Source organism: Microlunatus sp. YIM B11417 (genome assembly GCF_059617205.1).
Genome location: NZ_JCAMPJ010000001.1, coordinates 1,332,577 through 1,356,314, shown reverse-complemented (window position 1 = coordinate 1,356,314; position 23,738 = coordinate 1,332,577). Strand labels below are relative to the sequence as shown.

Annotated in this window: 20 protein-coding genes; 6 read left to right on the top strand and 14 right to left on the bottom strand. The window is 70.0% G+C overall.

Annotation, left to right across the window (positions count from 1 at the left end; translation table 11 throughout):
• Positions 1–21 precede the first annotated feature (21 nt).
• The 4 genes from AC6CCG_RS06840 to AC6CCG_RS06825 all read right to left on the bottom strand — a co-directional run bounded on the left by AC6CCG_RS06840 (position 22) and on the right by AC6CCG_RS06825 (position 4,850).
• Entirely contained in the window at positions 22–984 is a 963-nt protein-coding gene (locus tag AC6CCG_RS06840; RefSeq protein WP_496653728.1) for a phosphotransferase family protein, read from the bottom strand.
• Between the two features lie 116 nt (positions 985–1,100).
• Positions 1,101–1,286, bottom strand: coding sequence for a YbdD/YjiX family protein (locus AC6CCG_RS06835; RefSeq protein ID WP_496653727.1), 186 nt, complete (start codon positions 1,284–1,286; stop codon positions 1,101–1,103).
• A 14-nt stretch (positions 1,287–1,300) separates the two neighbouring features.
• Entirely contained in the window at positions 1,301–3,577 is a 2,277-nt protein-coding gene (locus AC6CCG_RS06830; protein ID WP_496653725.1) for a carbon starvation CstA family protein, read from the bottom strand.
• 73 nt (positions 3,578–3,650) lie between these two features.
• On the bottom strand, positions 3,651–4,850 hold the full coding sequence (locus AC6CCG_RS06825) for a DUF418 domain-containing protein (RefSeq protein WP_496653724.1): 1,200 nt from the start codon (positions 4,848–4,850) through the stop codon (positions 3,651–3,653).
• Between the two features lie 76 nt (positions 4,851–4,926).
• On the opposite strand from AC6CCG_RS06825, the gene AC6CCG_RS06820 reads away from it, so the two are divergent.
• Positions 4,927–5,541 (top strand): TetR/AcrR family transcriptional regulator, encoded by a 615-nt coding sequence (locus AC6CCG_RS06820; RefSeq protein WP_496653723.1) that lies wholly within the window; start codon positions 4,927–4,929, stop codon positions 5,539–5,541.
• On the opposite strand, the gene AC6CCG_RS06815 is transcribed toward AC6CCG_RS06820, so the two are convergent.
• Positions 5,516–6,325: a TrmH family RNA methyltransferase gene (locus AC6CCG_RS06815; protein ID WP_496653722.1), complete on the bottom strand. Its 810-nt coding sequence runs from the start codon at positions 6,323–6,325 to the stop codon at positions 5,516–5,518. The two genes, AC6CCG_RS06820 and AC6CCG_RS06815, sit on opposite strands and share 26 nt — an antisense overlap.
• A complete protein-coding gene (locus AC6CCG_RS06810; RefSeq protein ID WP_496653721.1) occupies positions 6,322–7,305 on the bottom strand; it encodes a DNA glycosylase AlkZ-like family protein in 984 nt (327 codons plus the stop codon). Before AC6CCG_RS06810 ends, AC6CCG_RS06815 begins: the two co-directional genes overlap by 4 nt.
• Positions 7,306–7,359: 54 nt before the next feature.
• On the opposite strand from AC6CCG_RS06810, the gene AC6CCG_RS06805 reads away from it, so the two are divergent.
• The gene (locus AC6CCG_RS06805) at positions 7,360–7,965 is read left to right on the top strand and encodes a SatD family protein (RefSeq protein WP_496653720.1); all 606 of its coding nucleotides are present in this window, start codon (positions 7,360–7,362) and stop codon (positions 7,963–7,965) included.
• A 2-nt stretch (positions 7,966–7,967) separates the two neighbouring features.
• Complete coding sequence (locus tag AC6CCG_RS06800) at positions 7,968–8,543, top strand: hypothetical protein (RefSeq protein WP_496653719.1); 576 nt, start codon at positions 7,968–7,970, stop codon at positions 8,541–8,543.
• On the opposite strand, the gene AC6CCG_RS06795 is transcribed toward AC6CCG_RS06800, so the two are convergent.
• The gene (locus AC6CCG_RS06795; RefSeq protein ID WP_496653718.1) at positions 8,536–9,378 is read right to left on the bottom strand and encodes a DinB family protein; all 843 of its coding nucleotides are present in this window, start codon (positions 9,376–9,378) and stop codon (positions 8,536–8,538) included. The genes AC6CCG_RS06800 and AC6CCG_RS06795 overlap by 8 nt on opposite strands.
• Before the next feature lie 64 nt (positions 9,379–9,442).
• On the opposite strand from AC6CCG_RS06795, the gene AC6CCG_RS06790 reads away from it, so the two are divergent.
• On the top strand, positions 9,443–10,384 hold the full coding sequence (locus AC6CCG_RS06790) for a helix-turn-helix transcriptional regulator (protein WP_496653717.1): 942 nt from the start codon (positions 9,443–9,445) through the stop codon (positions 10,382–10,384).
• A 75-nt stretch (positions 10,385–10,459) separates the two neighbouring features.
• On the opposite strand, the gene AC6CCG_RS06785 is transcribed toward AC6CCG_RS06790, so the two are convergent.
• The gene (locus AC6CCG_RS06785; RefSeq protein ID WP_496653716.1) at positions 10,460–15,076 is read right to left on the bottom strand and encodes a DUF7927 domain-containing protein; all 4,617 of its coding nucleotides are present in this window, start codon (positions 15,074–15,076) and stop codon (positions 10,460–10,462) included.
• 415 nt (positions 15,077–15,491) lie between these two features.
• Between AC6CCG_RS06785 and AC6CCG_RS06780 the strand changes: the two genes are divergently transcribed.
• Positions 15,492–17,084: a response regulator transcription factor gene (locus AC6CCG_RS06780; RefSeq protein ID WP_496653715.1), complete on the top strand. Its 1,593-nt coding sequence runs from the start codon at positions 15,492–15,494 to the stop codon at positions 17,082–17,084.
• Between the two features lie 9 nt (positions 17,085–17,093).
• Here the strand turns inward: AC6CCG_RS06780 and AC6CCG_RS06775 are convergent, their stop codons facing one another.
• Entirely contained in the window at positions 17,094–17,879 is a 786-nt protein-coding gene (locus AC6CCG_RS06775) for an alpha/beta fold hydrolase (RefSeq protein WP_496653713.1), read from the bottom strand.
• Positions 17,876–18,298: a PPOX class F420-dependent oxidoreductase gene (locus AC6CCG_RS06770; RefSeq protein WP_496653712.1), complete on the bottom strand. Its 423-nt coding sequence runs from the start codon at positions 18,296–18,298 to the stop codon at positions 17,876–17,878. The genes AC6CCG_RS06775 and AC6CCG_RS06770 overlap by 4 nt, the downstream gene beginning before the upstream one ends.
• A 130-nt stretch (positions 18,299–18,428) precedes the next feature.
• Between AC6CCG_RS06770 and AC6CCG_RS06765 the strand changes: the two genes are divergently transcribed.
• Positions 18,429–19,046, top strand: a complete 618-nt coding sequence (locus tag AC6CCG_RS06765; protein WP_496653710.1) for a winged helix-turn-helix transcriptional regulator — start codon at positions 18,429–18,431, stop codon at positions 19,044–19,046.
• A 120-nt stretch (positions 19,047–19,166) separates the two neighbouring features.
• Here AC6CCG_RS06765 and AC6CCG_RS06760 read toward each other — a convergent pair whose 3' ends face one another.
• The 4 genes from AC6CCG_RS06760 to AC6CCG_RS06745 form a co-directional block, all read right to left on the bottom strand.
• Complete coding sequence (locus AC6CCG_RS06760) at positions 19,167–21,905, bottom strand: ABC transporter permease (RefSeq protein ID WP_496653709.1); 2,739 nt, start codon at positions 21,903–21,905, stop codon at positions 19,167–19,169.
• The gene (locus AC6CCG_RS06755; protein WP_496653708.1) at positions 21,895–22,629 is read right to left on the bottom strand and encodes an ABC transporter ATP-binding protein; all 735 of its coding nucleotides are present in this window, start codon (positions 22,627–22,629) and stop codon (positions 21,895–21,897) included. Before AC6CCG_RS06755 ends, AC6CCG_RS06760 begins: the two co-directional genes overlap by 11 nt.
• Complete coding sequence (locus tag AC6CCG_RS06750) at positions 22,626–23,210, bottom strand: PadR family transcriptional regulator (RefSeq protein WP_496653707.1); 585 nt, start codon at positions 23,208–23,210, stop codon at positions 22,626–22,628. The genes AC6CCG_RS06755 and AC6CCG_RS06750 overlap by 4 nt, the downstream gene beginning before the upstream one ends.
• Before the next feature lie 72 nt (positions 23,211–23,282).
• Positions 23,283–23,693 (bottom strand): DUF2000 family protein, encoded by a 411-nt coding sequence (locus AC6CCG_RS06745; RefSeq protein WP_496653706.1) that lies wholly within the window; start codon positions 23,691–23,693, stop codon positions 23,283–23,285.
• Positions 23,694–23,738 lie beyond the last annotated feature (45 nt).

Below are 23,738 nucleotides of genomic sequence, written 5' to 3'. Positions count from 1 at the left end.
ATCGGCGCGATCCGTTGGTGGCTACGCGGCGCGATCGAGATCACGGAGGAGGGAGCGCACCTGGCGGCCAGACCGCGCGATGCCGACGCGGTCGTTCTGATCCACTCCGAAGGTCAGGGAGCCCAGCGTGATGAGCAGGGTGTGCAGGTCCAAACGACGTCGGTACGCCTGGTCCGTCGGAGCGCCGTACCCGATCAGAAGCGGTGACAGGTCCAGCCGTGGCTCGCGGGATCGCAGCACGGCGAGGTCGTGCACCGGAGCACCCGGCTTCCAGTCACCGAAGTCGATCATCCCGCTGACCTGGATGATCGAGCCCTCACCGTCGCCGGTCACAAAGATGTGCTTGCCACTGAGATCGCCGTGGCACAACACCCAGTCGCTGACCGGGAAGTCGCGGACGTAGCCCGCCAGCAACTCCATGATCCGATCGAACTCAGTCGTCGAGAACCCGCCGGCGAGCACCCGGGCCCGGTCTGCGCACCGGTCGGCCAGCACAGCAGCCATCGTGGTCGGCCAGTCGAGCTCGCTCTGGACGCGAATCCCGTTCAGCCGGGCGATCAGTTCGCCGAGGCGAGTCAGCACCTGCTGCAGCTGCAGCTCGGAGAGCCGATCGATCACCTCACTCAGCGGAAGCCCGGGCACCGTCCGCTGCACCATGACGGGGAACTCGCGGCCGTCGATCTCGATCGTGTCGAGCAGGAGAATCTCCGGCGCGGGAACACCGGCCGCCCTGGCCAGGTCGATCGCCCGGGCCTCGCCGCCCGAGGCCGAGGGACTGATGTCGTCGTCGTACCTGAGGATCCGGACCACCAGATCCTGGTCGTCGGTTGCCCGAACCCGGTAGACCTCGTTCGAGTAGCCCTCCAGGATCCGGTCGACACGGACGATCTCAGCTCCTACCGCCCGGCGCACGACGTCGGCCAGGACCGGGCGTGGAGTGCTCGCCCGCGCGAGCTGCCATTCGGCGAAGGAACCGATGCGCATGACGCCATACCAGCAGCCTCGGCACCATCGGCCAAACGGATTTCCGCGACCGGACCTGCGGTGAATTCTCGCCACGACTGACCGGCGGAAAATCAGAACAGTCGCGCCGCCGGCCGTCAGCAGCAGCGACCCTGCGGGTTCCGTTCCTGATCATCGGTACGGGCTCGCCAGAACGCCCGTTCGGAGAGGGCGGGCTGGTCCGGGTGGTGCCGCCGTTGATGATCAAGGTAGACCTGGTAGGCGTTGTCGCCCATCACCGAGGTGACGTACCAGCGGACCGCCCGCCAAGCACGTCCCACCATGACCTTCGGTGCCATCAGTGCCCGACCCCGCTGGGCTGCTTCTCCGGCGGCAGGGCCGCCCACTCCTTCATCAGGTCGCGCTCCGGCTTGCTGGCGATCAGGCTGGACGGGGCGTAGCGGCCGGCCGGTTGGGCCGGGAGTTCGGTGCTCGGGCCGCCACCGGCGCGGAGCAGGACGATCGTCCGGGCGATCGCGATGGCGATCACGATGATCGCGAGCGTGACGAAGATGATCGACAGGGTGCCCTGGACGAAGGTGTTGCGGACCACGGCCTCCATCGCCTCGCGGGTCTTGGCCGTGTTGAAGCTGGTCTCGCCCCGCTCCAGCGCCGCTCGGAACGCGTTGTGCTGGGCCCAGTAGCCGACGGCCGGCACCGGGGAGAAGATCTTCTGCAGCGAGGCGGTGATCGTCACCACCGCAGTGAATGCCAGCGGTACGGCGACGATCCAGAGGAACCGGCCGGCGCCGGCCTGCCGGGCCACGATGGACAGGCAGACCGCCAGCGCGATCGCGGCCAGCAGCTGATTGGCGATGCCGAACAGCGGGAACAGGGTGTTGATGCCGCCCAGGGGATCGGTCACGCCCATCAGCAGGATGGAGCCCCAGCCGGCGACCATGATCGCCGTACAGACCCAGGCGCCGATCCGCCAGTTGGTGTCCTTGAACCTGCCCCAGACGTTGCCCAGCGCGTCCTGCAGCATGAACCGGGACACCCGGGTGCCCGCGTCGACCGCGGTCAGGATGAACAGCGCCTCGAACATGATCGCGAAGTGGTACCAGAAGCCCATCAGCGTGGTGCCTCCGATGAACTGCTGCATGATGTGGGACAGGCCGAGGGCCAGGGTCGGCGCGCCGCCGGTGCGGGAGACGATCGACTCCTCGCCCACGTTCCGCGCCGTCTCGGCCAACACCTCCGGCGTGACGTTGACGCCGGTCAGGCCGAGCGAGTTGACGAAGGCGGCGGCACCCTCGACCGTGCCCTGGGTGACGGCGGCCGAGGAGTTCATCGCAAAGTAGATGCCGCGGTCGATCGAGATCGCGGCGACCAGGGCCATGATCGCGACGAACGACTCCATCAGCATGCCGCCGTAGCCGATGAACCGGGTCTGCCGTTCCTTCTCGATCAACTTCGGCGTGGTCCCCGACGAGATCAGGGCGTGGAAGCCGGACAGGGCTCCGCAGGCGATGGTGATGAACAGGAACGGGAACAGGGCACCGGTCCAGACCGGCCCGTTGTCCCGGCCGGCGAACTCGCTGAACGCCGGCACGCTGATCTCGGGCCGGACCAGGATGATCGCGACCGCCAGCATGACGATCGTGCCGATCTTCATGAACGTGGAGAGGTAGTCCCGCGGCGCCAGCAACAGCCAGACCGGGAGCACGGCGGCGACGAAGCCGTAGACGATGATGCCCCAGGCGATCGTCGGCCGGTCCAGGTGGAAGATCGCCTGGCCCCAGTCGGAGTTGGACACCCAGCCGCCGGCGATGATCGCGAACAGCAGCAGCACGAACCCGATGATCGAGATCTCGGTGATCTTGCCCGGCCGGATCCAGCGCAGGTAGACGCCCATGAACAGGGCGATCGGGATGGTCATCAGGATGCTGAAGACGCCCCACGAGCTCTCCCCCAGCGCGTTCACCACGACCAGGGCCAGCACGGCCAGGATGATCACCATGATCACCAGCGTGCCGATCAGGGCGGCGATCCCACCGATCACGCCCAGCTCGTCCCGGGCCATCTGGCCGAGCGAGCGGCCGCCGCGCCGCATCGAGAAGAACAGCACCAGATAGTCCTGGACGGCACCGGCCAGGATCACGCCGACGACGATCCACAGGGTGCCCGGCAGATAGCCCATCTGCGCGGCCAGGACCGGTCCGACCAACGGTCCGGCGCCGGCGATCGCGGCGAAGTGGTGGCCGTACAGCACCCGGCGGTCCATCGGCATGAAGTCGCGGCCGTTGGCGTTGTACTCGGCCGGTGTGGCCCGCCGGTCGTCCGGCTTGAGCAGCTTGCGTTCGATGAACTTGGCATAGAACCGGTGCGCGATGAAGTACGTGCACACGGCCGCGAAGACGAACCAGATCGCGTTCACCGTCTCGCCGCGAACGATCGCGATCATGGTCCAGCCCAGACCGCCCAGCAGGGCGATCAAGGTCCAGACGATGATCCGTCGCGGGGTCCAGCGGCGCTCCTCCGCCTCCCGTACCTGATCATCGACGGCGACCGGCGGCAGGCCTGGATCCTGAACCAGCGCCGAGTCCGATCTTCCTCCGCCTGCACCGTTGCTCATGACGTCACCTTCCCGCGCCCGTACGTCGTTCCCGGCGATCGTAACAGCGGGACCTCGACGCCCGCGGCAACGTTCACGGACCTGTGAATCGGTGCCCACGCTGTGGGCGCCCGCCCGACCGGATCAGCCGCCGCAGCAGGATCTCGGCCGGTTCGCGGTGCCCGCGGCGGCGCATCAGTTCCGCCGCCAGCAAGGAGACGACCCAGGTGATCACGGCCAGGACCGACGCTCCGGTGATGCCGAGCCGGGGCCCCAGCCCGAGGCCGTACGGGTAGCAGACCGCGACGAAGATCACGGACTGGACCAGGTAGAAGGTCAGCGAACGCCGGCCCAGCGCCTGCAGCGCGGTGGACAGAAACCCCGCACGCCGCTGGACCGCCGGCGCCGCCACGGCGATGAAACCGATCACGCCGATCCCACCGAGGAAGCCCGTCAGAGGCTGCGTGAACGCCGCCAGCACCACGAAGGCCGCCGGCGGTTCCGGCCACACTCCGGTCTGGACGACGATCGCCGGCACCGCTCCGGCCACCGCCGCCAGGGTGGTGCCGATCGCACCGCCGAGCAACGCCCGGCGGTGCCGTTCCGGTTCTTCCAACAGCCGGCGGCGCGCGGCCCAAAGGCCCAAGATCACCGCGGGGAGCACCAGGACGATCCCGATCAGCAGACCGGCCGGCCAGCCCAGCACGCGGTCGACGGCCAGGATCCACGGGTCTCGGTCACCGGCCACCGCCGCGCTCAGTGCGTAGGAGGAAATGCCCTGGGACAGGGGGTACCACATGATCACGCCGGCCAGCCCGACCGCCGGGACCGCGGTCACGACCGCCAGCCGGAGCAACGTGACGTCCCTGGCCCGGAGCAGCCCGGCGAACAGCACCGCGACGAGTCCGTAGGCGGCCAGGATGTCGACGGAGGTGAGCAGCGCGACGTGCAGGAAACCGATCATGATCAGCCAGCCGCCGCGGCGCCGGATCAGGCCGCGAACCTCGGCCCCGCTCCCGGTTTGGGGCTGCCGGTCGGCGAGCTGGACCAGCGCGTACCCGAACAGGAACGCGAACATCGACCGCGCGTGGTTGTTGACGATGAGCAGGTGCAGGATCTCGGTGACCGCGTCGATCCCGCGCGGATCGCGAGCGACGACGGTGAACAGCGGCGCGTGGGCCAGCGCGATCACCAACAGCATCAGGCCGCGCGCCAGATCGGGAGCCGGTGCCCGGTCCCCCGGCAGCTGAGACTGCGGTCCGCGTGCCTCGGCGGCGGTCAGGTTGCCGGTCATCGCGACCACCCTGTCAAGTCAACTGTATTGGATGACTACTCTAGCAATACACTCGACTTGAGACCAGGAGGTCACGATGCAGCACCGGGTCGACCATGAGCAGCGCCGGCGCACGCTGGTCGACGCACTGTGGCGGCTCGCCGAGACGCGCGGCCTGGACGGCGTCGGCCTGCGCGAGATCGCCAAGGAGGCGGGGGTCTCGCTCGGCCAGCTGCAGCACTACTTCGGCAGCAAGGAGGAACTGCTGCTGGTGGCGCTGACCCGGAACGGCGAACGGGCCGGCGCCCGGGTGCGGCAGCGGCTGCAGGACCTCGGCGGCCGGGCCACGCCCTACCGCATCATCCGTACCTCGCTGCAGGAGATGCTGCCGCTGGACCGGGAGAGCCGGGCCGGCCTGCTGGTCCACCTCGCGTACCTGTCCCGCGCCGTCCACGATGATCAACTGCGGGCCGTGACCAAGGACGCCACCGCCCCGCTGGCGGCCCTGTTCACCGACCAGCTGCGCCGAGCCGCCGCCGAGGGCGACCTGGCCGAGGGCCGCGATCCGCAGACCGAGGCGGGCCTGTTGATCTGCCTGGCCGAGGGTCTGACCAACTACGTCCTGCTCGACGTCCACACCCCCGAGGACGCGCAGGCGATGCTGGACGGCTACCTGGCCGGCCTGTTCAGTCCCGCAGCGCGTAACACGTGATCGCCGCCGCGGCCGCGACGTTGAGGGAGTCGATCCCGGCCTGCATCGGAATGATCGCGCGGATCGCCGCGGACCTGGTCCAGTGATCGGAAAGCCCGCCCCCTTCGGTGCCGAGCATGATCGCGACCCGGGCGTCCGGCGCGAGTTGATCATGAACGACGTCGAGCGGTACGGCGTCGTCGGCCAGCGTCAGAGCGATCGTGATGAACCCTGCCTCAGTCAGCAGCGCCGGAGCACCGGCCCAGTCGGCCAGCCGAGCCCAGGGCAAGGAGAACACCGCCCCCATGCTGACCTTGATCGAACGGCGGTAGAGCGGATCGGCCGCCCGCGGCGCCAGCAGTGCGCCGTCCCAGCCCAGACCGGCCGCGTTGCGCAGGATCGCGCCGACGTTGGTGTGATCGACGATGTCCTCCATGATCACCAACCGGCGGAAGCCGAGCAGGTCCTCGACCGGCCGCGGCGGCCGCCGGTGCAGCGAGGCCAGGGCACCGCGGTGGACGTGGAAGCCGGTGACCTGTTCGGCGAGCTCCTCGGTGACCAGGTACACCGGGGTGTCGGGACAGCGGTCCAGGACGTCTTGCAGCGAGACGAGCCAGCGCTCGGCGAGCAGGAAGGAGCGCGGCCGGAAGCCGGCCTCGACCGCGCGCCGGATCACCTTCTCCCCTTCGGCGATGAACAGCCCTTCCGCGGACTCCAGGGACTTGCGCAGGCTGACCTCGCGCAGCGCGACGTAGTCGGCCAGCCGCGGGTCGTCGGCCTCGGTGACCGGAATCGAGTTGATCATGGCACCTCGGTGTAGCTGATCGACATGGCCGTGCCGGGGATCGGCATCGCCAGCGCCTCGGCCTCGACCTCGGCACGGACCGGCTCCGGCAGCGGGCCCGCGACCCGGACCACGATCCGGCCGCCGCGCCGGCCCCAGGCGCCGACCAGTTCGTCACCGACCAGCAGCCCGTTCGGATGGAACGTGTCGTGCAGGGCGGTCCAGCGCCGCTGCCCGGGTCCGCAGAACAGGCCCGTCCGGTCGAGTCCGAGCAGCCGCAGGTCGGGCGCGGCCAGGAACCGAGCCGACGGCGGGTCGGGCGGTTCCCGCAGGGCCGGCTCATCCGCGGCCAGGATCCAGGCCCGGTGCCCATCCAGGTCCACTTCGACCAGCTCCGGTTCCAGGGCCCGCCAGACCCGGCGGGCGTCGGCCGGCGACATCCCGGACCACCAGGCGTAGGCGGCCGGCGTGGTCGGGCCGAAGCCGGTGAGATGCCGGCGGCACAACTCGGCCCGGGCCTCGTTCTCGTCGATCTCCGGGCGGTCGACCTCCCGGGCGTACAGGGCGCTGGTGGTCCAGCGGAGCGCGATCCGCCCGGTCCAGCAGGCTCCCCGAAGACCGTGCAGCCCACCTCGCCGCTCGGCCCCGGCGAGTTCGCGGCAGATCTGTTCGGCGTCGGCCTCGAGAGCCGCCCGCTGATCTTGATCGAACGGCAGCCGGCCGAGCGTGAAGACCCCGAAATCCTGCTCGGGCAGGACGAACACGGCGGTCCGCGGGCTGTAGGTCTGGACCAGTCCGGGCGCCTGCCAGGCCTCCGGCTCGCAGGCCTCGACCCGCGCATGCAGCGCGACCAGGGCGTCCCGCGGCGCCGAGTCCTGCAGCCCGAAGCGCGCGGCGGTCACGTACTCCTGCTTCGGCAGCCGTACGGTGAGCCGCTGGGCCGCGAACCGGTACGCCAGCGCCTGCCGACGGGTCACCGCCAGGACCGCCACCGCCACCATCCTCGAAAGGCTCTAAGCTTGCTCAAGTTCTAAGAAAGGAACTAGCCTTTCCTTATGCCGTACGTTCTCACCGTGGATCAGGTCTCGTCCAGGACCGGCCCGGACCGGGTGGAGCCGACCCTGAGGCGTCTGAGTGTAGACACGGTGCTCGCGTTCACCCGGACGGTCGGCGACGAGTTCCAGGGCGTCCTCGGCCGGCCGCTGTCGGTGGTCCAGGTGATCCTTGATCTCATGCGGGAAGGCGACTGGTACATCGGGCTCGGCATCGGGCCGGTCGAGACGCCGCTGCCGGAGAACTCGCGCGAGGCCCGCGGCCCCGCCTTCCCGGTCGCGCGCGCGGCGGTGGAGGCGGCCAAACAGGACCCGGACCGGGTCCGGATCATGGCGACCGCGCCGGGTGAACAGGACGCCGCGGACGCCGAGGTCGTGCTGCACCTGCTCGCCGCCGTCCGCGGCCGCCGCTCGGACCAGGGCTGGGAGGCGATCGATGCGATGACCGGCGAGGCGACCATGCAGGAGGCCGCGGAACGCCTGGCCATCACCCGGCAGGCCGTCGGGCAGCGGCTGCGCGCCGCCGGCTGGGCGGTCGAACGGGATACGGTGCCGGTGCTGGCCAGGATGCTGGACCGCGCCGAGCGGTCCACCGCGAAGGGGAGTTGATCATGACGCCGCTGCTGCTCGGCCTGCTCGGCTGGACCGCCGTGTCGATCATCGCCGGCCTGGTCTGGCGACTGCGCGCGCAACCCCGGCCGCCGCACCTGCTCACCGGACCACCGCGCGCCGTGATCATCCTGATCCTGATCAGCCTGACCCAGCTCGGGATCGCGATCGCCGCCTCGGCCGCCCCGCCGGCCGGCCCGGTGATCAACTGGCTCGGCGTCGGCGCCGCCACCGTCTCGGTCGTGATCACCGGCGGGACCGTCACGACGATCGTGCTCAGCCTCGCCGAGGCCACCACGCCGGCCCTGCAGACGGGCCCCTCGGGTGCGCGGATCCAGCGGGAACTGCTCCGCGGCGGCGCCTGGATCGGTGTCCTGGAACGGATCGGGATCATGGCCTCGCTGCTCACCTGGCCGGAGGGCGTCGCGTTGATCCTGGCGATCAAGGGCCTGGCCCGCTACCCCGAACTGAAGGCGGGCGCCACCTCCGGCGCCGCCGAACGCTTCATCATCGGCACTCTGGTCAGCTTCGGCTGGGCCGCCGGCTGCGCCGGCATCTGCTGGTTGATCTTCAGCTGAGCGCATCGAGATACCGGGTGATCTCCGGCTGCCGGAACCACTCGGCCCAGCCGCGGACGTCGGCGTCGAACTGGGTGTCGGTGATCGCCAGGTCCGCGCCGCGCTCGACCAGGAATCGCAACGTGTCCAGCGAACCCGTACCGGCCGCGAGATGGGCCGCCGTCATGCCGCCCGCCGTCCGTCCGTTCACGTCGAAGCCGCGGTCGGCCAGCTGGGGAACGAGCTCCCACCGTTGCGCAGCCGCGGCTTCGGCCAGCAGCGCCGGCCGTTCGGCCGGGGTGATCCGGCCCGCCAGCGCGTCCGGGAACGGGTCCTCGGCGCGCAGCCCGCGATGGAAGTCGCGGACCGTACCGACCTCGGCGCCGTGGTGGATCAGTTCGTCGAGGATGTGCAGCGCGAAGGACGTGCCGTCGCTCCCGGCGTACGGCCCGGCGATCTCGCCCATCGGCCGGTCCAGGTCCTCCTGGCTGAGGGCGGCGAGCCGTCCCCGCCAGACTGCGTACGCGTGGTCCAGGGCCTCGAGCGCCTCCGCCGCGGACCCGGGCACGGACGGCGGATCGTCGGTCGCCGGGTGGCCGAACCAGGTCGCGGTGCGCTCGGCCTGCAGGATGTCGACGAGATGCGTGATCCGCCAGGCCAGCGTGGTGAACGGCGCCGGCGCCGGTGGGATCCGGCTCGCGTCGGCGACGTAGCCGTGGTCGGTCCGGTGGATGGTCCAGCAGCCGTCGAACGGTTCCCAGAAGTACTCCTCGTCGGTCAGGTCCGCGACCCGTTGCCGCAGCCGTTGCCAGGCGAAGTCGGACAGATCGAGCAGGTTCTGCGAGAGCGTCGTCATGGCTTCACCGTAGGACGACCTGCGGACAGGATCGGTCCTCGAGTTCTGGGAAACTGGACGAGAGATGGATACCGCGACCCGGCTGCTCCGCCTGCTGTCCCTGCTCCACGCGCGCCCGCAGTGGGACGGCGCCGAGTTGGCGGCACGGCTCGAGATCACGCCACGGACCGTCCGGCGGGATGTCACCCGGCTGCGCTCACTCGGCTATCCGATCGACGCCGAGGCCGGAATCGGTGGTGGCTACCGGCTCGGTCCGGGCGGGCGGCTGCCGCCGCTGCTGCTCGAGGACGCCGAGGCGGTGGCGATCGCGGTCGGACTCCGGGTGGCCACCACGACGACCGTGTCCGGGGTCGAGGAGGCAGCGATCTCCGCCCTGGCGAAGCTCCACCAGGTCCTTCCGGTACGGCTGCGCGGGCAGGTCGACGCGATCAGCGCCCACACGACCCAGCTTCCCCAGGGCGAACTGCCGGTCGTCGACGGCGGCGTCCTGGTCACCCTCGCCGCCGGCTGCCGGCACACCGAAGGGCTCCGGTTCCGTTACCGCACCCACGACGGCACCGAGGCCGAGCGCAGCGTCGAGCCGCTGCAGATCGTGCACACCGGCCGCCGCTGGTACCTCGTCGCCCGCGACCGGGACCGGCAGGCCTGGCGGACCTACCGGGTGGACCGGATCACGCGGCCCGAGCTGACCGGCACCCGCTACCGGTTCGTCGACCCGCCGGACCCGGTCGCGCTGGTCGCCGAGGGCACCGGCATCGCGCCGTGGGACCTGGTCGCCCGGGTCCGGGTGCACGCCCCGGCCGCCACCGTGGTCAAGATCATCCCGCCCAGCCAGGGCGTGGTCGAGGACCTCGACGGCACGACCTGCGAGGTCCGCTTCGCCGCCAACGACCTCGCCCCGCTGGTCGACGTCGTCGTCCGGATCCCCTGGCCGTTCGAGATCCTCGACCCGCCCGAGCTCCGGACCGCCGTCCATGATCACGCCCGTCGGCTGCTCGACTCCTGACCCAGGCAGCGAAGAACCCGGCCCGGTGCTGGGGAAACAGCACCGGGCCGGGTTGATCAACTCAGCTGATCAGGATCAGCGCTTGTTCCTCCTCGAGCGGGCCACGGTCACGCCGCCGACGGCGAGCAGGACCAGACCGGAGAGCAGCGCGAACAGGGTGCTCGGGGCACCGGTGTCCGGCAGTTCCGGGCCGGCGGGCGGCTCGTCGACCTCGTGCGTCGTGCAGGACGGATCGCCGTCGGTGCACTCGGCGGGCGGCTCCTGGCCGGTCTTGGTCAGGAAGTTGGCCAGCTGGCCGTCACCTTGATCATCGGCGGCCCGAACCTCGACGACATAGGAGACGGTGACCGTCTGCCCGGCCGCCAGGGTGCCCTGGACCGTGTACTGATCATCGGCGTCGAGTACGGTCAGGGCCGGATCGGACGCCTTCGCCGACGTGATCACATCCGCGTCGTCGAGCACACCGGCCAGATGGTCGGTGTGATCGACCTCGGCGTCGCCGCTGCCCTCGTTCTCGAAGGTCAGCGTGTACGTGAGCTGCTGACCCTCCTCGACCGTGGTGCCGGAGGCCGGATCAGCCGACTTGGACACCCGGAGCCGGGTGATCGGGTTGGCCGTGCAGTCCTCGCCCTCGCAGACCGGCTCCTCCGGGGTGTCCTGATCCGGATCGAGCAGGAAGTTGGCGAGCACGCCGTCACCAAGATCATCCAGTCCGCGCACCGTGATCGTGTAGGTCACGGTGACCGTCTGGCCCGGCTTCAGCTCACCCGTGATCGTGAACCGCCCGTTCTCGATCTTGGAAACGGTCAGCGCCGGGTCCGACGAGGTCGGCTGGCCGGTCACGTCGGCGTCGTCGATCAGGTGGTTCAGGTCGTCGACCCGGTCGACCTGCCCGGCTCCCGTACCGTCGTTGCCGAAGGTCAGCGTGTAGGTCAGCTGCTGACCCGGATCGACCGCGCTGCCCGTCTCCGGAGCGACGCTCTTGCTGTCGACCACCTCCGGAATCGAGTTGCTGGTGCAGAGCGGATCGTTCTCCTGGCACGGGCCTGGCTTCGGGTCCTTGCCGACCACGTTGCCGAGGGCGTTGTTGCCCCGCTTGCCGTCCGGCAGCACCTTGACCGTGTACGTCACGGTCACGGTCTCGCCGACCGGGATCGACCCGTTCACCGTGAACCGGCCGTCCTTGATCTCCGAGACGCTCAGCGCGTCGCCGGAGGCGGTCGGACCGGTGATCAACTCGGCGTCGTCCAGCACGTCGGACAGGTCGTCGATCCACTCGTTCACCGCAGCGTCGGACTCGCCGTCGTTGCTGAAGGTGATCGTGTAGCTGACCTCTTGGCCCTCGTTCACCACCGAACCGTCGGCCGGGTCGACCGACTTGGTGACGTTGAGGCCGGCAGCCGGAATCTGGTTCCTGCCGCAGGGCTGACCGGTCTCCGGGTCCAGCCCGTTCTCGTCCGCCGGATCACAGGTCGGCGTCGGGTCGTCCGGATCCTTCGGCTGGAACGCGACGTTGATCAACTGGTGATCACCGGCAGCGGTGTAGGTCACCTGGTAGGTGATCGTCACCGTCTCGCCCGGCGCCAGGGCACCGGTCCAGGTGATCCGCGGCTCGGCGTACTCGGCCGCCGGATCGCGGTCGGCCTTGATCGACGCCGGATCGACGGTCGCGTCGTCCAGCACACCGGACAGATCGTCGACGACGACCGCCGGGTCCTCCGCGGTGAACGCGCCCTTCCCGTTGTTGGTCGCCTTGACCGTGTAGGTCACGGTCTGACCGACCTCGGGGATCGCGGTGGTGTCGGCGGTCTTCTCGACGGCCAGCTTCGGCAGCTCCAGCGTGGTGCTGTCACAGGGCAGCCCGGTCTTCGGGTCCTTGCCGCCCTCGGCGCATTCGTCCACCGGCGGGGTAACCGGCTCGCAGTCGTCCGCCGCCGGGTCGCACTCCGGCTGGAACGCGACGTTGATCAACTCGGCGTCGCCGGCCCCGGTGAGCTTCACCGAGTAGCTGATCGTGATCTTGCCGCCCGACTCGATCGCGCCGCGCCAGGTGAGCAGGTTCCCGTCGACGGTCGCCTCGCCGGACGACGCGGTCACGTCGCCGTTGTAGGTGGCGTCGTCGAGCACGCCGGACAGATCGTCGGTGACGATCGCCGGAGCGTCGTCGGTGAACGGCGAGGTGCCCGTGTTGGTCACCGTCACCGTGTACGTCACGGTGTCGCCGATCCGGGTCGCTGCGGTCGCGTCCGAGGTCTTCTCGATCCCCAGCTCGCGGTCGTACACGACGTAGTCCTCGACCTCGCCGGCCGCGGCCGCGCCGAGCGGAGACCGCTCCACGCTCGCCCCCGGGAAGATCCGGAACCGGGCGTAGGTGGTGCCCGACCCGGTCGCCTCCGGGAACTGCAGCGCGTAGGCGGCGGTGCCGCTGTTGGCCGGCACGGCCACCGTGACCCGTTCTCCGTCGTCGAAGGTGCCGTTGCCGTCCAGGTCGATCCAGCCCGCCAGGGTGGCCGGCTGGCCGGTGCCGTTGGTGGCGGTCACCGACACCGTGGTCGGCCCGGTCTGGGCCAGCTGCAGCGGCTGGGTGACGCCGTCCTCGTCGGCGAGGTCCGCGGTGTCGTCACCGTTCGCCTCGTCGCCGGGGACTCCGTCGGCATCGACGTCGATCTTGCTGCCGAGCATCAGGCGAGCCGTACCGGCCTCGACGTCGATCCCGGGGATCGAGTGCCGCGGTCCGTTGCCGGCAAGCGTGGTGCCGTAGCTCTCCGGGGCGTCACCGAAGTCGATCGGGATCGGTGCCTCGGCGCAACGAGCACCGTCGTTGGTCCCGGAGGACGGCCCCTCGGAGAACTTCTGCGCCTTTCCGGCAGCGACATCGACCCGGAAGATCTGGCCGGTCTGGTTGTCGGAGCCGTACAGGAAGCCGTTCGGGTCCGCGTAGACGGCTCCGAAGATGTTGCCGCCCAGCGTGCCGAGTCGGGCGGCCAACGTGCGCTGACCGGTCGTCCGGTCGAACTTGATCAGAAGGGCTTCAGCACCCTCGTAGCCGATGCTCCACAACGCGTTGGTGCCGGGGACGTAGGCCCAGTCCGCGCCTGTGTAGGTGGTCACCGGAGCCGAGGTGCCCTGATCGACGATGGTGCCGTAGTCGTCCGATCCGGGGGCCAGGTCGACGACGAACCAATCGTCGCCGCTCGCGATCCAGTAGCGGCCCGCTTCGTCGATGTCTCCGACGACGGTCTCGGGAAGCCCGTCCGGCCAGGGGACCTCCGTGACGCTGAGATCACCGCCCACCCGGACGATGACATGGTTCTTGAGGTCGAGACCGTAGACGTAATCGTCCAGCCCGTTGTACGCGATCGCGTTGACCTCACGGTTCTCCAGCGAGCCGAGCGTCGTCGCGGCACCGGTGACGATGTCGATCCCGATCGCACGGGTCGGGGCGCCGTTCGGGTACTGGAACAGGATGCCCTGCGGTGAGCAGGCGAAGTCCTCCTGCGGCTCGAAGGTCACCGACGCGCAGCCCGGCAGGTCGATGCCGACCGGGTCGGACACGTTCTCGGCGCAGTTCTCGTACGTCCCCGCCGTGTCGGAGGTGACCTGCACGGTGATCGTGCAGGACGCGGCCCCGGCGGCCAACTGGCCGTTCGCCACCGAGATCGAGGTGCCGTCGTCGCCGACGGTCGTCTGGGCCGTGCAGCTGCCGCCGACCTGGGCCGGCTGAACCGCGACCAGACCCTCGGGCAGGTTGTCCGTGAAGGACCAGCCGTTCTTGGCGCCCAGTTCGCTGGTGTTGGTGACCGTGAAGGTCAGCGTCGACGTGCCGTTGACCAGCGCGGTCTGCGGGCCGAAGGACTTGTCCAGCTGCGGCGTCACGTCGAGCACGCGGATGTTGTCGTACGCGCCGTCGTTGCCGCCACCGTTGCCGTTCTCGTTGCGAAGCACGATGTCGAACTCGCCGCCGGTGAGCAGCACCGCGCGATCGCCCGGGAAGGTGCCGACCCGAGTCGCGGCCGTGCCGCCGTTCTGCGTGGTGCCGGTGACCTGCGCCGCCCGCGGGTCGGTGCACGGATCGATCGCGGCGCCGGACATCGGCTCCTCGCCGCCGTCGTCGGCCAGGTAGAACCGGAGCTTGGGGTGCGTCGCCTGGCAGTTCATCGCGCCGGCGTCGACCGAGAACGTGATGAAGCGACCTTCGCTGTCCAACTCGATCGGATCGTCGGTCCGGAACTGGATCGCGTTGTTCGCGCCGGTGCCCGCCGTGTAGGAGGCGACCGCGCTGTTGGGATCGGTCGCGCCCTGGTGCTGGCCGAGCGCGTCGACCACGGCGGTCAACGCGTTGTAGAACCCGGCGCCCTGCTGCTCGCCGGCGATCGCGGCGCAGTCGCCGGCGACCCGCGGGCTGGTCGGATCGATGATGAACCCGTTGCAGAAGCTCCGGTTCACCCAGAAATCGTCGCCGGAGTAGGCGATCCCGGTGGTCGATTCGTAGTCGCTGAGCAGCGTGTTCGTACCGTCACCGGAGTTTTCGAAGTCCTCCTCGTAGAGGACGGTTGGTTCGCCGGGCGTACCGGGATTGCCCGGTTCGGCCGCAGCCGGCGTCGGCGGGCTGCCGAACGCGATCAGTCCGGTCAGCATGGCCAGCGAGGCGATCGCGGCCACGAGCCGGAAGCGAGGGGGCTTGTTGGACAAGTCTCGATCCTCCACAACGGTGCGCAGGCCGACACGATGTGGAGAAGGCCACCTGCCGGCAAGAACGAATGAGGAAACGTCGGTCCCCCGCCCGGACGCACGCCATTGCTATCGGGGAACCACCGAAACTGGCCAGCCGGCCGGGCCGCGCCGCCGCGACATGATCAACGAAATAGTCAACTCCGGTCGCGTCCGTGATCAATCCGCCGGAAACCGATTCATCGGGTCGGCTTCGGGCTGTTACCGAAGGGAACTGGGCGGTACGATTCCCACCTCAGCTGTGGGTCTACGACCTCCCGGGTCTCCGGCCGGGTCCTAGCGGGATTGGTATACCAAGATGGCACCACTGGTGCGCGCTGTGCGCGTCTCGGGCTCGGCTTCGGCACGCCCTGCTGCTCCGTGGACGGGTTGAGCCATGGACTTCACCGCCGCGGTACGGGCAGCCCGGCGCTCGGCGCACGACGATGATCATGAAGCACTGGCGGTGCTGATCGAGGCCGAGTGGATCCATCTGATCCGGGTCCCCGGACTGCTCGCCGACCTGCTCGGCCGGCTCGACCATGATCAGCTGGTACGACACCCGGCCCTGGACCTGATCTCGGACCGAACCGGGGCCGCCCTCCCCCGCGGCCCGGAACCGGTTCCGGAGCGGGTCCGCACCGTGCAACGGATGCTCGAGGCGGGCCGGTACACCGACGACGAACTGCGAGCCGGCGTCGAACACGCCGTCCTGCGCGTCCTTCGTGATCATGGGCACTACGACGACGCCGTACGGCATGCGGCCACGATCCGCGCGATCGGCGAGCGGCTGATCCTGGCCCGGGACGCCGACCACCGCAAGCTGGCGACGCTCTCCCTGCACAACGGGATTCTCAACCTTCTGGCCGGCAACCTGATGGAGGCCGGCGGTGATCTTCACGCGGTCACCTACCTGCCGAACGCCCATCCCGACGATCTTGCCGGTGCGGCCGGCGAGCTGGCCCTGCTGCACGCCGTGTACGGAGAACACGCCACCGCACAGCGCTGGGCGGACCAGGCCGATTCCGTACCGGACGGCTGGGTGGCCGACTGGCTGAACCCCGGCCCGCACGTCGGCCAGCTGTGCGCGCAGTTGATCTTGGCCACGGACCGGCTGGACTGGGTGACGTACGAAGAGGTTCTGGGCCGGCTGCACACCGGACGGTTCGTCCACGACGAACATCTCTATCTCGCCCAGTACGCCCAGGCCCGGGCCGGCCTGGTGCGCGGCCAGCAGCGGCTGCTCCTTGATCAGATCGCGCACCTGCGCCGGACCTGGCCGAGACAGTTGCCGACCGATTCGCTGCCGCAGACGCTGCTCGGCGGCATCGAACTCCAACTCGCTCTGAGCGTCGGCGACTTCGCCCGCGCCAAACCGCTGGTGCCGAACGGGCCGCGCAGCCACCACCAAGCGCTGCAGGCCGCCCACTGGCTGCTCGCGACCGGGCGTCCCAGCGAGGCCGCCGAGTTGATCTCCGACGGACCGTGGCTCGAGCAGGCGCCACGCCGCGGAGCGATCGAGCTCAGCCTCGCGCTGGCCACCGCCCTGGACCGGATCGGTGATCAACGACGCTCCGCCCAACTGGTCCGTCGAGCCCTCACCCAGTCGGGCGATCCGGGCACGATCCGGCACAGCCTGGTGACCATGGACCGACGCACCCTGATCTCGGCGAGTGATCATGAACCGGCGGTCAACGCGGTGATCGCGGCTTTGCAGGTCGTGCTCTTCGTCGAACCGACCGTGGACGGCGACGCGGACCGGGTCACCCTGACACCGCGGGAGAAGGTCGTTCTCGGGCTCCTCGCCGACGGCGGCACCGCCGCAGAGATCGCCGAGAGCCTGTTCGTCTCCGTCCACACGGTGCGCAACCAGACCCAGCGGATCTACCGCAAACTGCGCGCGACCTCGCGCCGCCATGCCATCGATGTCGCCACCCGACGGGGGCTGTTGCCGCCGGCGAACCGGCACCGGGAGTCGGTCGGTCGCTGACCGGATCCCTCAGCCGGCGAGGAATCCGCGCACCGTCTTCGCCAGCACCGCCGGATCCGCGACATGCCCCTGGCCATCGAGGTCCTGCCGGGTCGCGTTCGGCAGCAGCTCGGCCAGCGCGACGGCTGCCGGCTCGAAGAGCGGCCGGCCCTGGTCGCCGATGATCACCAGCACGGGCACCGCCAGGTCCGCGAAGCGCTCCGGCGGAGAACCGTCACCGAGACAGGCGGCGTCATACGGCAGAGTGTGCGCCAGCGCGCTCGACGCGACCCACTCGCTCGAACCCCGCGCGGCCTCGATGTCCGCCTCGTCCATCCCGGCCAGCTTCATGAACCGGGCCAGGGCGTCGTCCGAGCGCCCGTCCGCGACGATCGCGGTCACGTCGGCCACGTAGTCGCGCCAGCTGCGGACCGCTTCGTCGCCGATCAGGTACGGCACCTCGTACACCGCGACCCGCTCCACGGCAAGGCCGGCCGCCGCCTCCAGTGCGAGCGCTCCGCCGGAGGACGCACCGAACAGCCGGACCGGGTTCGGGCCGGCTGCGGCGGCGAGCGCGGCCAGGTCCTCCAGCTCCCGCTCGAGCGCGTAGGGCGCCGTGTCCGTACTGTCCCCGCGACCTCGCCGGCTGTAGTTGATCACCGTGAACGCGTCCGCCAGTTCGGCCGCCAACGGCGCGTTCTCCGAACCGTCGTCCAACCCGCCGCCGACCATGATCAGCACCGGCCCGTCGCCCTGCTGCTGATAGGCGATCGATGTCCCGTCCGCCGACCGGACCGTGCCTGTGACCTTGATCATGAATCCCCCTCCGCGTGAACGGTGCGGCGCGCCTCGTACCAGGTCTCGCCGACCGGCTCCCCCTCGAGATTCCAGCTCCACGAGACGGTCGGCGTGATCTTGAGATAATGCCCGGGCCCGACCATCCCGATCCGTTCCACCGGCGGCTCGGCAAGACCGTAGATCCGGATCCCACGCGCCACGAACGGGTCGAACGAGACCAGATCGTCGACCACCAACGCCACCCGGAGCCGGCCGGCCGTCACGTTGCGCATCTTCCGGGTCGCCAACACACTCGCCCCACCCCCGCCGACCCAGATCCGATCCCCGTCGACCTCGAACGCCACCGGCATGACATCAGGCTGCTCACCCTCCCCCAGCGTCGCCAGCCGCGCCAACGGCTGCGACCCCAGATACTCCAACTCCTGCCCCGTGAACATGCCCGCTCCCATCCTTGGTGCTAACTTAGGACTAATTAGTGCTGACTATAGACCAGCAGATGGAAGGGGGCCACGGTTGCCGGGACGCGGGGAGCGGACTTACGACGATCCGTGCGGGATCGCTCGGGCGTTGGACATCGTCGGCGAACGGTGGGCGTTGCTGCTGGTCCGGGAGCTGATCTTCGGGCCGAAGCGGTTCACCGACCTGCGCCATGGACTGCCCGATGCGAGCCAGAACGTGATCGCGCAGCGGCTGCGGGAGCTGGAGCGGCACGAGGTGGTGGAGCGGGTGCGGCTCGGGCCGCCGGCGAAGGTGATGGCCTACCAGCTGACCCGGCTCGGCCGTGAACTTGAGCCGGTGCTGCTCAGTCTTGCTCGTTGGGGAAGTGATCTGCCGATCTTGACCGTCAACGAGTTGAGCACCGACGCCCTGATGTTCGCCCTGCGCGCGACCTACCTGCCGCCGGCCCGCTCGAAGCGTCGCCGCACGTACGAGATCCAGTTCGAGCTGGACCAGTTCCGGGTGATCACCGGTACAGGCATCGAGGTGGCCCGCGGCCCGGCGACCGACCCGGATGCGGTGATCGCCACGACTCCCGACGTGCTGCGCGACCTGGTCTACGCCGGGCGGGCGCTGGACCTGACCCTGGAGCTCGAGGAGATCGCGATCGTCGGCGACCGGTCCGCCGTCCGCCGCCTGTTCACCTCGTTCCGCCGGCCGCCGGCGGCCGAGCCGCAACGGTCATGATCACCCGCCATGGAAGGCAGCGTCAGGTCGGAGCCTTCATGATCACCAGGCAGAGCAGCGACTCGCACGCCGTACGACGCCTGCTCACCCGCCTCGCGCCGTGATCCTGCCAGGTCCGGTTCAGGTGGGCCGCCGGGTCAAGGGCTGGCCGGTCACAGTCAGGGCGGCGATCCCGGCGGCGGCCGCCGACGCAGCGATGATCAACAGCGAGAGTTCCAGCCACGGCCCGGCGAGCTGCGGGCCCGGGGCGACAGCCCCGGGCGGCTGGTCCAGCAGCGCGATCGCGATCCCCGGCACGACACCGGCCAGCGCGCCGAAGATCATCCCGGTCGCCGACAGGAGCAGTGCCTGGGCCGCCGCCTGACCCCGTCGTACGGCCGGTCCGGCACCGACCGCGGCCAGCGTCGTCTGCTCTGCCCGGCCGTCCACTTGAGCCAGCGCGGTGGCCACCACCGCCGCGAGCAGCACCAGCAGTCCGGCCGGCACCAGGAAGAGCAGGAACGGCGGCTGGAACTCGTTCACATGGCCGCGTTCGACGGTCAGCCTCAACTCGGGATCGATCACCTGTTTGATCCGGTCCTCTTCGGCCGGGGTGATGTCACGACCCGCCGGACCGAACAGCGCCCGGTCGAGCTCGTGGGCCAGTTGGTACGCGTCGGCGGTCCGGGGGAGCATCCAGCCGTACGGTTCCTGGAGCTTGTTCGCCGTGTGATGCAGCGTGCCGACCAGGCTCGCCGGGTCGACGGCCACAGCCGGGAGCTCGACGCGCCGGATCACCACTGTCGATCCTGAGTCCGCCAGGCTGCGCTTGACCGTGATCAACCGGACCTTCCCGTCGACCACCAGGTCCGGATCGGTGATCAGGACCTTTCCTGCCTGCAATGCCGCCGCCGACGCCGGCGCCAGCGCACGTTCTCCCGGCGGGATGTCCTGGACGAGCGGCGCGGAGTTCGGGGCGTCGTGGGTCAGGCAGGGTTCCTGAGTCGACCAGTCCTCACGATCCATGGCCCGTACGACCTCGGCCTCCTGGCAGCCGGCGGGGACCGGAACCAAGGTGGTCAAGGACTCCTGATCAAGGCCGATGTAGCCGGAGACCTGGTTCCGTTCCAGGTAGTTCCAGTCCGGGAACTCCGCCTTGACCCGGTTCAGCGAATGCTGCAGCTCCGCGGCGCCCCCGTACGTCCGCAGCACCGCCTGCCCCGGCGTCGTCACCGGGGTGTGCACCCGTTCCGCCAGCGCGGTCTGGCTCGCGAACAGGATTCCTAGGCCGGCCAGGACAGCCGTCGCCGCAGCGATCGCCGCGATGGCCGGCACCGAGCGTTGGTGGTGCCGGCCCAGATCCCGGGCGGCGAGCCGGAGTGACACCGGCGACCGATGCCCGACCCGCCCCCAGGCCCGGACCAGCGCGGGGATGATCATCAGGCCGCCGACGGTCAGCACGACGCAGCCCGCGATCACCGTGGGCCAGGCCCAGACAAGACCGTGCCCGAGGGTCCCGGCGATGATCATGGCCACCGTCGCCAGCACGACCAGCCCGGCACCGACCCACGCGGTCGCGCTCCGAGCGCGCGGTGGTTCCCAGCGTTCGGTCAACGTGCTGGCCACGTCTCGGCGGCTGGCCGCCCGCGCCGGGCCGAGGGCCGCGATGACGGCGGCCACGACCGCGGCGATGATCACGGCGCCGATCACGGGCAGCGGCGGCCGCCAGGAGCCGTAGTACGGGATCGCTCCCGACCACCACAGCAGGTGCGTCACAGCCGGGCTCACCGCGAGACCGAGTACGGCGCCGATCACCGCCGCCACTCCGCCGAGGACCGCGGCCTGACCGAGGACGATCCGCCGCAGCTGGCGCCGGTCGGCTCCGCAGGCCGCGATCAACGCCCAGATCCGGCGCTGCCGGGCCGCCCCCAGGGCGAAGGCCGGGCCGGCCAGCAGTGCAACCTCGATCAGGATGCCGACCGAGGCCGCGGCCGTCTGGATCGTCGCCGCCGTCCGTTGTTCCAGATCGAGCGGATCCCCCGACGACTGTTCTGCGTAAGGCGGTGCAGCGTCCATCACCGCCCGGCTCTGCACGGTCAGGCCGTAACCGTTCAACTCGCGCACGTCGGCCCAGGTCACCGGCCCGGGTCGCTGCACCAGGAACCGGGAGTCGCCCTCGTCGGAGACCGGCGCGGACAGCAGCACCTCCCAGCCGGCACTCACCTGCGCCCGGACCACCCCGACCACCGACACCTGCTGCTCGACGCCATCGACCGTGATCGCCATGGCACCGGACCGCGGCACTCCAGGTCGGACGGCCCGGTCCGTCACCACCATCTCGCCCGGCTTGGTGGGCCAGCGTCCCTCGACGAGTTCGGCGATCCCGAAGTCGGCGATCGCCAGCGAGTCGACCATCAGGCTCCGGAGCTGGACCGGACTAGGCCCGCTGAACGACACGAGCCGGCCGTCGGAGAGGGTGGCGATCTCGGACCCATCGAGCAGCCCGGCGAGTTCGGCCGCGGTCCACGGGTCTGTCGGATCCTTGCCGGGCCGTGGCCGGACCGGTCCGTCGCTGCCCAGATAGCCGCCGTACGGATCCTGGTTGACCGCCTGGGGCTCCAGCGCGTACGTACTGGTCCGGACGATGGCCTGAGCCGAGCCGAAATCAGCCCGTGCCCAGTCGCCCTCCCGATTCTCCCAGGTGCCGTAAGTGGTCAGCCCTGCCGTGATGATCAGAACCGGAACGCCGATCAAGATCATCACCAGGATGCTGCGGCCGCGGTGCCGCCGGCTGTCCCGCAGCCCGATCTTCAGGGCCATCCGCCAGCCGTGCCACCAGCGCACCAGCCGGCTGCTTCGCTTGGGGGATTCAGCGGACATCACTGAGCAGCCTTTCCACACTGTCGGATTCGGCCACCGGATCGACGATCGAGCCGTCCCTGAGGAAGATCACCCGATCGGCCCAGGCCGCGTGCCGCGCGTCGTGGGTGACCAGGATGCCGGCAGCCCCGGCGTCACACCGGTCCCGGATCACGCCCAGCACGGCGTCGCCGCCCTTGGTGTCCAACGCCCCGGCCGGTTCGTCGGCCAAGATCACTTGCCGGTCGCCGATCAGGGCCCGGGCGATCGCCACTCGCTGTCGCTGCCCGCCGGACAACTGGTCCGGGAACCGGTCCGCGTCGTCGGCAGCCACTCCGACGCTCTGCAGCGCCTCGATGGCCTGCTTCCGGGCCTGCCGGGCCGATGTCCCGTCCAGCTCCACCGGTAACGCGACGTTCTCGGCGGCGGTCAGGGCCGGCACGAGATTGAAGTCCTGGAACACCAGGCCCACGCTGCGCCGGCGCAACTCGGCCAGCCCGCGCCGGGACAGTCGTGCGGTGTCGGTCCCGTTGATCACCACGCTGCCGGAGCTCGCCTGATCCAGTCCACCGGCCAGGTTCAACAACGTCGACTTGCCCGAGCCCGACGGGCCCATGACCGCGACCAGTTCGGTCGGGTGGACCGTCAGGCTGACCTGGCGGAGCGCCGGCACGGCCAGCTCACCACTGCCGTACACCTTGCTGGCGCGGTCCAGCGCCACGGCCGGCAGTTCGGGGCTGATCATGATGCCCGCTCGGTCTCGCGCGTCGCCTCCGATGGTTTCTTCCGCCGGACCCGCGGCTGCGCGGCGAGCCGCGACTCGACGTGATCGAGCCACCGCAACTCCGCCTCGGCAGCGAAGATCAGGTTCTCGATCACGAGATCCCAGGCAAGATCACGAATGCCCGAATGACGATCTTCGGCGGAGGCGCGCTTCAGTCGGGTCAGTTCCTGGAGCCCGCGCATCGACGCAGCGCGCTGGGTGTTCACGACCTTCGCGACGTCGACCCCGTCGACGGTCACGGCCAGCGCAAGCTTGATCACCAACTCGTTGCGCGGCGCGGCATCCCGGCCCACCGGCGTCCGCCACCAGGCTTGGATCTCCTGCTCGCCCGCGTCGGTGAGCCGGTACTGGATCGTACGGTCGTCTCCGTCACCGCTGCTGCCGACGAGTCCGTCCCGCTCGAGGCGGGCCAGGGTCGTGTAGACCTGACCGATGTTCAACGGCCAGGTGCCGCCGGTACGTGTCTCGAACTCGCTCCGCAGTTGAGCGCCGTACTGCGGACCCTCACTGAGCAGGGCCAGCAGACTGTGCCTGATCGACATTCGGGACTCCCTACATACTCGGTATGTTTCAGCAGACCATACCGAGTATGCAGTCCGATGTCGAGCCTTCCGTCACGGATGCATGCGGGCGCCCTTCATGATCTTGTCGACCGCGGAGCGGCCGCCGTGGACGGCGATGCCGACCAGGTCGAGCTTCTCCGTGGGTACGGCAGCGACGGCGGCGCGGTTGTCGGCGTCGTGGCCGGTCGAGAACATCTCCTGGGTGTAGATCGCCAGGGCGACGTCACGGGTCAGGGCGCGGCCGTGCGCGGCCCGGACGGTCTCGCGGTCGGCGGCGAAGATCATCACCGGTTGCCGGAACAGGGGCAGATAGCCGGTGCCGTCGGCGTCCGCGTACGGCTCGCCGATCAGGGCCGGGTCGGCCGCGGCGATCCCGCTGGCCAGGAAGGCGGTCACGTTCAGCCGCTGCCAGGCCGCGAGGTCGTCGGCGAGCAGGACGGCAATCTTGGTGTCGAAGCGCACCCGGCCAGCGTGCCCCGGCCGCTCAGGTCCGATCTTGTACGTTCT